Consider the following 13207-nt stretch of genomic DNA (forward strand, 5'->3'; position numbering starts at 1 on the left):
ATGTGGCAAAAAGTAGCACTTCTAGCACTTTTGGGAATGACAAATTTATATGCTTTGAGCCTAAATGGTACTGCCGAGATAAAATCGCCCCTAAGTGTAGAATTTGGACTAGAAGATAAAGTAAGCAAAAATCTTGTTGGAACACTAAGCGATAAAAAGATCATCTCATGCCAGCCAGCACTAAATGGCATAGTAAAATTTAGAGATCAAAGTTTGCTGCTTTTTACAAAAGATATGCATGCAGGCATAGAGTATAGCTGCAAGCTGGAAAATGGTAGCATGGCTAGATTTACCACAGAAGAGTTTAATCTAGCAAATATAGAAAAACTAAGCGATAGTGCGTATATACTTAAATTTAACGACGAAGTGGATATAAGTACGATAAAAACTATCACAGTAAAAGGTGCAAATTTTAATGTAACTGAGTTAACTAGCACTAGCTTTGAGCTTAATCTTGATAAAAATATAAGCGAGCCCATTTTTGATCTAGGTGAGAATTTTGAGAGTAAATTTAAGGCCAAACTTGTAGGTGAGACGAGAGTAAAATTTACAAACGAAGCAAAAGAAGAGAATGTAAATATAAACGCCAAAGCTAAAAGCCTTGAGATACCTGAAATTTATCCAGTAAGCCTTGATAATGGTATCTTGGGATTTAGAATTTATCTAAAAAATTGGCTTGATGACGACATCAACCTAAAGAAATTTATAAACATAAAAGATGTGAAAAACTTTAGCATTAGTGATGTTACATATAATGGTAGCGACGAAGAGAACTCGGAGTTTAATGAGTATTATTACTACATTGATATTACAAGCGATGAGTTTAAGCCACAAAGCAAATATCAAATCACTATTAAACCTGGATTTGGTGATGATAGAAATGTCGTAAGAGAGGCAAGAAACTACGAAGTAACAGCAAGTAATTTTATGCCTTTTGCAAATTTTATAAACAATGAGCCATACATATCAAGTGTCGGTGAGATCGGTATCAGAAGTGCAAATTTAGCTGAGCTAAATGTAAGTGTGGAAAGGCTTGCTGAACAAAATTTTAGATTTTTTTTAAATTTTAACTACGATAGCGAAAATCTAAGTAGCTTTAGTACTCAAGTAGCACAAAAGAGCTATAAGCTTGATGGTGCTTTAAATGAGATCGCGCTTAACAAAATAAAACTTGACTTTGCAGGTTCAGGGGACGGTGTATATAAGATAAATTTAAACTACGGCAAAAACAAGAGCGTCTCAAAAGTGGTTTACTTAAGCGACATTGCCGTAAACGTCAAACTCGGCAAAGATGAAATTTTTGTCTTTGCAAACCGCCTTGGTGAAAATACAATGCTGCCAAATGCAAATGTTAAAATTTATGGTGTAAAGAACGAGGAGGTTGCTGTTGGTGCTACAAATGATGAGGGTGTATTTAAATTTAATAAAAAAGATATCCACAAAATAGCCTCATCAGTCGTGGTTTCACTTGGCAAAGAGCAAAATTTCTTAATCATACAAGAAAATGAAGCACTAAATGATGCTCAATTTATCAGCCAAAATCCAAGTGATACCATCGATGCCTATACGCATTTTGCGTCAAACATTATAAGGCCGAATGAGAGCTTACAGGGGGCAATTTATCTAAGAGATAGAGATTTTAAACCGCTTAAAAATATGCCAGTTAAGATCAAATTTATAGATCCGCAAGGAAAAAGTAGTAGTGAAATTTCACAAAATACAAATGATGCTGGCATGATAAATTTCGAAAAAGAGATATTAAGTGATCTAAGCGGTAGATTTAACATGCAAGTTATTTACGCTAGCAAAGTGATATCAAGCGTACCATTTTATGTCGAGAGCTTTGTGCCAAACAGGATCAAAAATGAAATTGTCCTTGAGTCGGAAAAATTTTTCAAAAACGATCTTTTAAGGGCCAATCTAAGAAGCAACTACCTTTTTGGCGGTGCGACTAGTGAGCTTGATGGAAATTTACAAGTAGACTTTTTTGATGATGAATACAAAAATAGTGAATACAAAGAGTATAAATTTAAAAACGATACAATAAAAGCAAGCTCATATCCAGGCTATGTTAGTGATTTTACACTTTCAAAAGATGGCAAATCAAGCCATATTATAGACCTTAGTTTTAGTACTAAAAACGCACCTTCTATCATAAAAGGTGTTATAAATTTCAACGTAAATGACGATGGCAAGAACGTAAGCGAGGCAAAAAGCTTTACACTTTATCCATATAAAGATATGGTCGGAATAGCCGCTAGTACGACATTTGCTGAGCCAAACGAGGATGTAAAACTAAGAACAGTCGTACTTGAGATGGCAAGTCAAAAGGCTGTCAAAGCAAATTTAAAATTTGATGTAAAACGTGTTTCATGGCAGTATCAAAGGGACGCAAACGGCTATATAAAATGGATACGAACACTAGAAGATATCGATAGTTTTTATAAAAGTAGCGGTGAGTTTGGGTATAAATTTACACAAAGCGGTTCATATGTGATCACTGCGACAAATTTAGTAAGTGGAGCAAGTACGAGCCTTGATATCGATGTTAGCGGATATAACTATTCAACTCTTGCACCTACAAAAGAGCTTAGCAGGTCTCAGATCAAGCTAAACAAAAGCGTTTATAAAAGAGGCGATGAGCTAAGTGCAGACATCAGTTCAGCCATAAAAGAAGGTATAGCTCTTGTCACGCTTGAGGATGCAGGTGTTAAGGCCTACAAGGTGGTTAAGATCAAAAACAACTCAGCAAATGTTAAATTTAAGCTTGATTTTGACTTTAACGGTCTTTATGTAAGTGTAAACATCTACCGCATGACTGATGCTGGGCTAACTCCGTTTAGAACATACGGCAAAGTCTATGCAAATGGTGACAAATCTTCAAGAAAGATTGATCTTAGTCTTGATGCACCAAAAGCCGCAAAAAGCGATGAAAATATAAAAATTTCACTAAAAACAAAGCCAAAAGCTTACGTAAATTTATTTATCACAGATGTTGGCGTGCTTGACATCACTTCACAAAAGCCGGCTGATCCACTTAAATTTTTTGACAAAATTTTACCAGATGGCGTCTTTGACTACGACATTTATAATAGACTCACAAATTACAAGGTCGAAGGTAAAATACTAAATTTTGGTGGTGACATGACGGCGATGGCCATGGAGGCCAAGATGGCAAAACATGCAAGCCCGGTCGATAGTAAAAATGTAAAAACTTTTGCAAATTTGATAAGCCTTCAAGCAGACGACAAGGGTGAAATTTCATACGAGTTTAAAACACCAAATGGTTTTAACTCGGCTGTCAGAGTGGACGTTGTGGCAAATGATGAAAATGGCATGAACGCAGTAAATAGTGAAATTCTTATAAAAGATGAAGTTATTATTAAGCCAAGTGTCGTAGTTTATCTCTTAAAAGGCGATGAACTAAATGCAAATTTAAGGCTCATAAATACAACAAATGAGGATAAAAATTTAACCATAAAAGTGGCTAGCAGTAAAAATTTAAGCATCAAGACAAAAGAAAATGCAAACTTAAAGCCACTTGAAAACAAGGCCTTTACGTTTAAAATTTCAGCTCTTGAGGCTGGTGCGGCCGAGTATAACGTGACTATAAGCGACAAAAACAGCTCAAAAACTGTCCAAAGCTTACTTGATGTAGTGAGTCCTTATACTATCAGCACCTATGCAAAAAGTAGTGTCTTTAATAAAGAGAACATGATCTCACTTCCAAAAGGCTTTCATAATGTTAGTATAGATGCGTCAAGCTCTGTCTCAAGTGTGCTTTTGGCGGCTTCTAAAAATTTAGTTGAGTATCCTTACGGATGTGCAGAGCAAAGAAGTTCAAGACTGCTTGCACTTTTAAATTTAAAGCCAAAAGACGAGCTTGAAAAAAATGATCAAAAGAGGTTTATCACTCACGGTATGAGTGAGCTTGTCAAGATGCAAAAGCCAGATGGTAGCTTTGGCTACTGGAGCGATCTAGGCTACACAAATGCATTTGCAAATATCTTTACAACTGATGTATTGTTAGACCTTGAAGAGGCTGGATATGAGCTAAATAAAAATGTAAAGCAAAGAGCATTAAATTCGCTCTTAAAATATACAAACACAGACATTGAAGCCCTATATGCTATTTATGTAAGCTCCCGCGCAAATGTTGCTGATAAATCAGTGCTAAATAAAATTTATGACCACAAAGCTTACAATACGACCGCACTTAATAAATATCTAATGGCAGCGGCTCTAAAGCTAAACGGCTTAAATGATGAAGCAAAGGTGGCGCTAAAAGATATCAAAAAAGCTCAGATAGCTGATTACAGCAGGGATTATTCTAGCTTTGGCTCAAAGATGAGAGACAATGCATTTATCTTGTATCTGCACGCAAAATATTTTGAGAAAAACGACTACTCAGATGATCTTGCAAATTTCTTGATCACAAATTTAAATGAGCTTAGCTCAACACAAGAGCGTGCATTTACCCTTAGAGCACTAAATGCTTACTTTGGCAAAGATGTTGGCGAGAAAAATAATAAATTTAAACTTAGCTACAATGGCGAAAGCAAAGAATTTGATGGCCTTTTAAGCGTATCATTTACAGCAAAAGATGGAAATTTTACCATCACTCCACTTGGTGAAAACAAGCTATATGCCACTATTTTAAGCTACGCTTATGTGCCACTTGAGATCAAGCACAAAATAGAGCCAAAAGAGCTTGATGTTTATAGAACGTTTGTCGATGAAAAAGGCAAAGAGCTAGGTCTTGACAGCCTAAGAGTAAATGATGTTGTCTATTCAAAAATAGTGATAAATTCTAAAGCTATGGTTAAAAATGGTGTAATAAACGAGATCGTAAGCAGCTGCTTTGAGCCAATAAATGAAAATTTAAGTGGCTTTAATAAGAATCTTAAAGATAGCATTGAGCTTGAATATCAGAGCATAAAAGATGATCGCGTTTTAAGTTTTTATACATTAGATAGTGACAAGAGAGAGGCTGTGCTTTACACACCTTATCGTGTAAGACTTGGCGGCAAATGCTCACTTGGCGCAGTCACAACTGAAAATATGTATAACGAAAGACAAAACGACTACGACCTAGCTCAGCGAAGCTTTACTGTCAAATAAGCCATATAAATTTCGGGGCGTTTAACCGCCCCAAGCCCATATTTCCCCACTTTTGCAAAGATTTTTTTAAACAAATTTTAGATAACATTAAGCATTTTTTAAACGAAAGAGGATACAAAAGTGGCAGAATTTTACAATGCAAAAGAGATAGAAGATAAATTTTATAAAATTTGGGAAGAACGCGGATACTTCGAGATAGACGCGAACAAAGATATCCAAAAAGATGGACGTAAATTTTGCATTATGATGCCACCTCCAAATGTGACTGGCTCGCTTCACATCGGACACGCCCTAACCTTCACGCTCCAAGACATCATGACTCGTTACAAGAGGATGGACGGCTACAAGACGCTTTGGCAGCCAGGACTTGATCACGCTGGTATCGCTACTCAAAACGTCATTGAAAAGCAGCTCCTAGCACAAGGGATCAAAAAAGAAGAGCTTGGACGTGAGAAATTTGTAGAAAAAGTGTGGGAATGGAAGGAAAAAAGCGGCGGCATGATCGTGTATCAGATGCGCAAGCTCGGTATCACTCCGGCTTGGTCTCGCCAGAGATTTACTATGGATGAGGGTTTAAGAAAAGCTGTAAAAAAAGCCTTTGTAAATTTATACGACAAAGGACTGATCGTTCAGAAAAACTACATGATAAACTGGTGTACGCATGATGGCGCTCTTTCTGACATCGAGGTCGAGCATAAGGAGAACAAAGGCAAGCTTTATCATTTGAGATACTACTTTGCAGATGGACAAAATTTAGAAAACTATCAAGCAGAAGTATCGCATGATGAATTTGCTGGTTGCGATGCGAGTTCGAATGAAGCGTACTCTTCGTGCGTTGTAGTGAAGAACGAGCAGCAGTCTCCAGCAAAGGCGCATGCGAGACAAGGCGCTTATATAGTAGTTGCGACTACTCGTCCTGAAACATATTTTGGCGACACCGCTGTAATGGTAAATCCAAACGACGAGCGCTATAAAAATTTAATCGGCAAAAAAGTGGTGCTACCTATCATAAATAGAGAGATCGAGATCATCGCCGACGAGCACGTTGATATGGAGTTTGGAACAGGTCTTGTTAAAGTCACACCTGCGCATGATCAAAACGACTATGAAGTTGGCAAAAGGCACGACCTTGAGTTTATTACTGTATTTGACGAAAAGGGCATTTTAAACGACAAGTGCGACAAATTTGCAGGACTTGAGAGGCTTGAGGCTAGAGACATCGTCATGGCCGAGCTTGAAAAACTTGGCAATGTCGAAAAGATCGAGGACTACGAAAACCAAGTAGGCTACTGCTACCGCTGCAAAAACGTCGTCGAGCCATATATCTCAAAGCAGTGGTTTGTCAAAAAAGAGATCGCAGATGAAGCGATACAAAAGGTCTCAGAGGGTCTTGCTAAATTTTATCCGCCGCACTGGATAAACAGCTTTAACGCGTGGATGAGAGAGCTAAGAGACTGGTGTATCTCACGTCAGCTTTGGTGGGGGCATCAAATTCCTGTATTTTACTGCGATGATTGCGGTTATATGTGGGCTGACGAGGGTGAGCCGTGCGAGTGTAAAAAGTGTAAAAGTAAAAACATTCACCAAGATCCAGACGTGCTAGATACATGGTTTAGCTCTGGTCTTTGGCCATTTAGCACACTTGGCTGGGGCAATGAAAATGAGCTTAAAAATGAAAAATGGTTTGAGGGAGACCTCACCGAGTTTTATCCAAACAACCTACTAATCACTGGCTTTGATATATTATTTTTCTGGGTTGCTAGGATGATGTTTCAGGGTGAAAATGCCCTTGGCAAGTTGCCATTTGACGATATTTATCTGCACGCGCTTGTAAAGGATGAATTCGGCAGAAAGATGAGCAAGAGTCTTGGTAACGTCATCGATCCGCTTGATAGCATAAATGAGTATAGCGCCGATATATTGCGCTTTACGCTAACTCTTCTAGCCGTTCAAGGACGCGACATCAAGCTAAGTGATGCCAAGATGAAGCAGGTAAGAAATTTCACCAACAAGCTTTATAACGCAAGCAAATATCTTATGCTAAATGAGAGTAAATTTGAGAATTTAGAGGACATCAAGCTTCAAACAAAGCTTGGAATTTATATGAATAGCCGCTTTAACGAGTGCGTGAGAGAGGTGCGCGAAAATATTGACGCTTACCGCTTCAATGACGCTGCAAACACACTTTATAAATTCTTTTGGGATGAGTTTTGCGACTGGGGTATCGAGCTTAGCAAGGCTGATAAAGCGAGTGTAAAAGAGCTTGGAAGCATATTTAAAGAGGCGATGAAGCTGCTAAATCCTTTTATGCCGTTTCTCTCAGAGTATCTATTCCAAGAGCTTAGCGGCACACAGCTTGAAAACGCAAAATCAATAATGGTGATGAGCTACCCAGAGGTAAAAGAGCGAAATTTAGAAGTTGAGAAGAAATTTGAGCTAGTTATCGAAGCGATCGTGGCTATTCGTCGTGCAAAAGCGACCATCGATCTTGGCAACTCAAAGATAGCAAAAGCCTTTGTTAAATTTAATGAAAAAATCGACCTTGACGAGGTCAAAGAGTATATCAAGCTGCTTGCAAAATGCGAGCAAATCGGCTTTGTAGATGATAAGATCGAAAACTCAATAAGAGACGTGAGCGAAAATTTAGAAGCATTTGTCACACTTGAAGGGCTTGATATGAGCGGCATCATCACAAGGCTAAGGTCTCAAAAGACAAAGCTTGAAAAAGAGATAGCTAAGCTTTCAGGCATGTTAAATAACCAAAATTTCGTGGCAAATGCGCCAAAAGAAGTTATAGAGACAAACAAAGAGGCGCTAGAGAGCGCTGAGGCTAAATTTAAAAAAGTATGTGAAGAATTAGAAGCTCTTGGAGAAAAATAGTGATAAAGATAGAAAATTTAAGCAAATTTTATGGTGATACGCAGATCCTTTTTGATATAAATTTAGAGGTTAAAAAGGGTGAAATTTTTGCTATCGTGGGACACAGCGGTGCTGGCAAATCAACGCTTTTAAGATGCATAAATGGACTCGAGAGCTATCAAGGTGGCAGCCTAAAAGTCTTTGATAAAGAGATAAAAAATTTAGATGAGACGCAGCAGAGACATTTAAGGCGAGATGTTGGGATGATATTTCAGCATTTTGCTTTGATGGCTAGAAAAAACGTCTTTGAAAACGTCGCTACTCCGCTTAAATTTTGGGGTTATAAAAGCGATGAAACTGAAAAAAGAGTGAGAGAGCTTTTAAATTTAGTCGGTCTTGAAAGCAAGGCAAAAAGCTATCCAAGCGAGCTAAGCGGTGGGCAAAAACAGCGTGTCGCTATCGCTAGAGCGCTTGCTTTAAATCCTAAAATTTTACTAAGCGACGAGGCGACTTCGGCTCTTGATCCAAACACTACAAATCAAATTTTAGAGCTGCTTGAAAAGATAAACAAAGAGCTAGATATCAGCGTCGTCATCGTCACGCACGAGATGGAGGTTGTAAAATCGATCGCAAAACGAGCGATCTTGCTAGAAGGCGGCAAGATCATAGGCTCTGGAAGCATTGAGGAGCTATTTTTAAAGCCAGATGAGAAGATGAAAGAGTTTTTGGGCGAGGTTGAAATTTTGCCAAGCACTGGCACGAATATTAGGCTATTTTTTCCAAAAGAAGTGGCTCAAAATAGCGTGATCACACATATGGCTAGAAGCCTAAATATCGACTTTAACATAGTCTGGGGCAAGCTTGAGAAGCTAAACGAAAATGTTCTTGGCTCGCTTGTCATAAACATAGATGAAAAAGATAAAGAAAACGTGCTTAACTACATCAAGCAAAGTGGCGTTTTATGGGAGGTTGCTTGATGTTTGGTATTGATTTTTCTAAATTTCCAGATGTGTTTTCGAGGATACTGTTACCGGCTATCGGCGAGACACTATATATGAGCATAGTCTCTACTCTGCTCGCCTTTGCCATAGGCCTCATACCTGCGGTTTTGCTCATACTTTCAGATAAAGATGGACTAAAGCCAAACAAGCAGCTTTATTTTGTGCTTGATATCGTTATAAACGTGCTTAGAAGCTTTCCATTTATTATCCTCATCATTGTGCTCTTTCCAGTTACAAAAATGATCGTAGGCACAAGTATTGGCACCACAGCTGCGATCGTTCCGCTAACTATTGGCGCGGCTCCGTTTGTAGCAAGGCTCATTGAAAATGCTCTAAAAGAGGTTGATAAAGGCATAATTGAAGCTGCCCAAAGCTTTGGTAGTTCGAAATTTCAGATCATCTTTCGCGTGATGTTTGTAGAGGCACTTCCTGGTATCATCTCGGCATTTACGCTAACGCTTATCGTAAATATCGGCTTTTCAGCGATGGCTGGTGCAGTTGGCGGTGGTGGACTAGGGTCTGTTGCTATAAATTACGGATATCAGAGATTTCGCCCAGATATCATGCTCTACACCGTGGTTATTCTTATCATTATGGTTCAAATTTTTCAAGTTTTAGGTAACTACTTATATAAAATTTCTAAAAAATAGGTCTTTGTTTTTATCTGATTTTAAGCTTTTTTCCTTAAAATTGCCCGAATTAATTTTTAGCTGAAAGGATAAAAGATGAAATCAGATATGTGCCACATGTGCCGCCTAGTAAAAAACGCGTTGTCGAAAGACTAATCTCTAAGCACAAAATTTCTTTTTAAGTGCTTAGAACTAGCTTAAGCGCTTAAAAAGAAATTTAATCCTCTAGCTTAAATTTATCCTTTTTTTGGTGCTTGGCAAATTTTAAAAAAGGATAATAAATGAAAAAACTACTTCTTACCTCTTTAGTTGCTTTTGGTCTTAGTGTAAGTGCAAATGCAGCTGATAAATCAAAAACAATAATCGTTGGTGCTACACCTATCCCTCATGCTGAAATTTTAGAGGTTGTAAAGCCTATTTTGGTAAAAGATGGCTATACGCTTGAGATTAAAGAATTTAACGACTACACCACGCCAAATCTTGCAACAGAAGATGGCGATTTAGATGCAAATTTCTTTCAACACCTTCCATATTTGGACGAATTTAACAAAAACAAAGGCACTCACCTTGTAAAAACAGTTGGCGTGCACCTCGAGCCAATGGGCGTTTATTCTAAAAAGATAAAAGACATCAAAGATCTAAAAGATGGTTCGACCGTATCTATCCCAAATGATCCGACGAATGAAAGCCGTGCTTTAGATATTCTTGCAAATGCTGGACTTATTAAGCTAAACAATAATCCGCTAAAAACTCCGCTTGATATAGTTGATAACCCTAAAAAACTTAAATTTGAAGAGATAGAGACTGCACAAGTACCAAGAACGCTTGATGACGTTACTATCGCGGTTATTAACACAAACTATGCTCTAAATGCCAATCTCAATCCAGTAAAAGACGCACTTGTGCTTGAAAGCAAAAATAGCCCGTATGTAAACTACGTTGTAGTAAAGTCTGGCAACGAAAATAGCCCTAAAATAAAGGCTCTTGATAAGGCTATAAACTCATCAGAAGTTAAGAAATTTATCGAGATCAAATACAACGGCGCGATTCTTCCAGCATTTTAATTAAAAATTTAAATAAGCGACGTGGAAGCTTTTACCTTTTTAGCGTCGCTTAAACCAAATAAAAAAGGAAAAACAATGAAATTTATCAAACTTTTAACCGCATCTTTAGTTGCTCTAAGCCTTCATGCAGCCGACAAAGACCATACCATAGTTGTTGGCGTCTCGCCAGTACCACACGCTGAAATTTTAGAATTTGTAAAGCCAAAGCTAAAAGATAAAGGCTACGACCTTGTTATCTCTGAAATTTCAGACTACTCTATCCCAAATGTCGCCACAGAAGATGGCAGTTTGGATGCAAATTTCTTTCAGCATTTACCATATCTTGAGGAGCAAAACAAGGCTAGAGGCTTGCATCTTGTAAGCGTTGCAAATGTCCATGTCGAGCCACTTGGCTTTTACTCTAAAAAGATAAAAAATATAAAAGAGTTAAAAGATGGTGCAAAAGTTGCGATCGCTTATGATCCATCAAATGGCAATAGAGCGCTTAGAATTTTAGAAAAAGCTGGCCTTATCGAGATCGATAAAAACGTAAAAGTTGCAACTATAAATGACATAACTAAAAATCCTAAGAATTTACAATTTGTAGAGCTTGAAGGTGCTCAGATACCAAGAACGCTTGATGATGTCGATATCGCTGCTATTAGCACAAATTTCGTCCTTGATCTTGGTATGAGCGTGGCAAAAGACGCACTTTTGCTTGAAGACGCCAACAGTCCTTATGCTAACATCATCGTCACAAAGGCTGGCAACGAAAATAACCCTAAAATCAAAGCTTTAGTTGATGCGGTACTTAGCCCTGATACTAAAAATTTCATCATTACTCGCTATAAAGGCGAGGTTATACCTGCATTTTAAAAACGGGGCGAGCTTTCGCCCTATTTTGTTTCTAATTTCATTTTGTTTTATAAGCTATAAACTCTCTTTATTTTTGTCAAAAAGCTTAAGCTATGCTTTGCTAAAATGGCTCACTTTAAAATTTTTCAGGAATTTAAATGCTGCATGATGTTATTGATTTTATAGTTGCGAGCGTAAGTAGCTGGGGTTATGCTGGCATATTTGTGATGATGTTTTTAGAAAGCTCGTTTTTTCCATTTCCAAGCGAGGTCGCAATGATACCGGCTGGCTATTTGGCACATAAAGGTGAAATGAGTTTAATTTTGGCCTTTCTTGCAGGTACGCTCGGTAGCTTACTTGGAGCTATTTTTAACTATTATCTTTGCTACTTTTTTGGTCGCGAGATCGTTTTAAAATACGGCAAATTTGTGGGAATCACTCATGAAAAAATGGATAAATTTGAGGCATTTTTCAATAAACACGGCGAAATTTCTACATTTAACTCACGTCTGATTCCTGGCATTCGTCAATACATCAGCCTACCAGCTGGACTTGCTAAGATGAATATTTTTAGATTTTGCCTATTTACCACGCTTGGTGCTGGGATTTGGTGTGCTGTTTTGCTTGGAGTTGGCTATTTTTTAGGCTCAAATCCTGATAAACAGACACTTTTAATAATCACGATCTCTCTTTTAGCTGTAGTTGCAGTAATAAGCGTGGTCTATATAATAAAGCAAAGAAAATGCTAAATACATATAAAAATATGTAAAATTTAATGTATTTTTCTAAAATTTTACTCAAGGTTTTAGCTAAATTTAGCCTAGCAAATCTCTCTCATCTTCTCTAATCTAGCTAAATTTCTTGAAATTTTATCTAGCTCAAATTTACTGAATACTTCATTGCCAGAATAAAAAAATCTAACTTTTGTGGCTTTATTTAAAGTAGAAATTTTTAGTCCAAGCTCGCTTATAAGGCGGTTTATTGTCCCTTCGTTGCCATCAATTATGCTTATATTTGACGGCAAAATTTCTCTTAGGCTATCTTTAAAATAGTTAAAGTGCGTGCAGCCAAGCACCAAAAAACCAAATTTACTTAGATCAAATTTGGCTAACTCTTCTTTTAGATATGATTTCACATTCTCGGTGTAAAATTCCCCATTTTCAGCAAAATTTACAAGGCGTGGTAGAGCGAGCAGCTCAGTCTTATCTTTTGCGTGTAAATTTGCGATCAGCCCTTTTAGTTTTGCACCATTTACGGTGACTGGTGTGGCTATGACTAGCGTTTTTAAGGCATCATTATGGCTTAAGTCATGCGCCTTTTTTACGGCTGGCTCCATGCCGATTATAGGTACATTTAAATTTGCTCTAAGCTCTTTTATCGCTACGCTTGTTGCCGTGTTACAAGCTACTACAACGGCGTTTGCACCATTCTCTATGAGAAATTTCACCGCATCAAAGCTAAATTTTAATATCTCATCCCTGCTCTTTTGTCCGTATGGGACATTTTTCACGTCTGCGTAATATAAAAATTCATGCTCACTAAGCTTGCTTAAAGCTTCATTTAAGACGCTCAGCCCGCCAAGTCCTGAGTCAAATATACCTATCTTCATGCCCTTCCTTAAAGCCTGCAATTATAGCAAATAATATCTTTGTAAGCCGTTTTTTATTATACTTTGGCACTTTTTAAACTTGGAGTTAAA

8 protein-coding genes are annotated in these 13207 nt (G+C 37.6%); 7 read left to right on the top strand and 1 reads right to left on the bottom strand.

The genetic code is table 11. The features are described 5' to 3' along the window. From CVS97_RS01565 to CVS97_RS01595, 7 genes are all read left to right on the top strand, one after another. Window positions 1–5121 (top strand): alpha-2-macroglobulin family protein, encoded by a 5121-nt coding sequence (locus CVS97_RS01565; protein WP_107784841.1) that lies wholly within the window; start codon window positions 1–3, stop codon window positions 5119–5121. A gap of 120 nt (window positions 5122–5241) precedes the next feature. Continuing rightward, window positions 5242–8001 carry a valine--tRNA ligase gene (locus tag CVS97_RS01570; protein WP_107784842.1) on the top strand — a complete coding sequence of 920 codons (2760 nt, stop codon included), beginning with the start codon at window positions 5242–5244 and terminating at the stop codon, window positions 7999–8001. After that, window positions 8001–8957, top strand: coding sequence for a methionine ABC transporter ATP-binding protein (locus tag CVS97_RS01575; protein ID WP_107686347.1), 957 nt, complete (start codon window positions 8001–8003; stop codon window positions 8955–8957). Before CVS97_RS01570 ends, CVS97_RS01575 begins: the two co-directional genes overlap by 1 nt. Beyond that, on the top strand, window positions 8957–9631 hold the full coding sequence (locus CVS97_RS01580; protein WP_021086223.1) for a methionine ABC transporter permease: 675 nt from the start codon (window positions 8957–8959) through the stop codon (window positions 9629–9631). Before CVS97_RS01575 ends, CVS97_RS01580 begins: the two co-directional genes overlap by 1 nt. A gap of 260 nt (window positions 9632–9891) precedes the next feature. Continuing rightward, window positions 9892–10674 (top strand): MetQ/NlpA family ABC transporter substrate-binding protein, encoded by a 783-nt coding sequence (locus CVS97_RS01585; protein WP_107784843.1) that lies wholly within the window; start codon window positions 9892–9894, stop codon window positions 10672–10674. A gap of 75 nt (window positions 10675–10749) precedes the next feature. Beyond that, window positions 10750–11529 carry a MetQ/NlpA family ABC transporter substrate-binding protein gene (locus CVS97_RS01590; RefSeq protein WP_107784844.1) on the top strand — a complete coding sequence of 260 codons (780 nt, stop codon included), beginning with the start codon at window positions 10750–10752 and terminating at the stop codon, window positions 11527–11529. 137 nt (window positions 11530–11666) lie between these two features. Continuing rightward, window positions 11667–12257 (top strand): DedA family protein, encoded by a 591-nt coding sequence (locus CVS97_RS01595; protein ID WP_107784845.1) that lies wholly within the window; start codon window positions 11667–11669, stop codon window positions 12255–12257. 71 nt (window positions 12258–12328) lie between these two features. Here CVS97_RS01595 and murI read toward each other — a convergent pair whose 3' ends face one another. Beyond that, on the bottom strand, window positions 12329–13117 hold the full coding sequence (murI, locus tag CVS97_RS01600) for a glutamate racemase (RefSeq protein WP_107784846.1): 789 nt from the start codon (window positions 13115–13117) through the stop codon (window positions 12329–12331). Window positions 13118–13207 lie beyond the last annotated feature (90 nt).

Source organism: Campylobacter concisus (assembly GCF_003049735.1).
In the GTDB taxonomy this organism is placed as follows: Bacteria; Campylobacterota; Campylobacteria; order Campylobacterales; family Campylobacteraceae; genus Campylobacter_A; species Campylobacter_A concisus_AN.

Bases quoted from the DNA above. Each gene is read 5' to 3' on its own strand.
- CVS97_RS01595 (WP_107784845.1), top strand. From the start codon at position 11,667: ATGCTGCATGATGTTATTGATTTTATAGTTGCGAGCGTAAGTAGCTGG.
- murI (WP_107784846.1), bottom strand. From the start codon at position 13,117: ATGAAGATAGGTATATTTGACTCAGGACTTGGCGGGCTGAGCGTCTTA.
- CVS97_RS01590 (WP_107784844.1), top strand. From the start codon at position 10,750: ATGAAATTTATCAAACTTTTAACCGCATCTTTAGTTGCTCTAAGCCTT.
- CVS97_RS01565 (WP_107784841.1), top strand. From the start codon at position 1: ATGTGGCAAAAAGTAGCACTTCTAGCACTTTTGGGAATGACAAATTTA.
- CVS97_RS01580 (WP_021086223.1), top strand. From the start codon at position 8,957: ATGTTTGGTATTGATTTTTCTAAATTTCCAGATGTGTTTTCGAGGATA.
- CVS97_RS01585 (WP_107784843.1), top strand. From the start codon at position 9,892: ATGAAAAAACTACTTCTTACCTCTTTAGTTGCTTTTGGTCTTAGTGTA.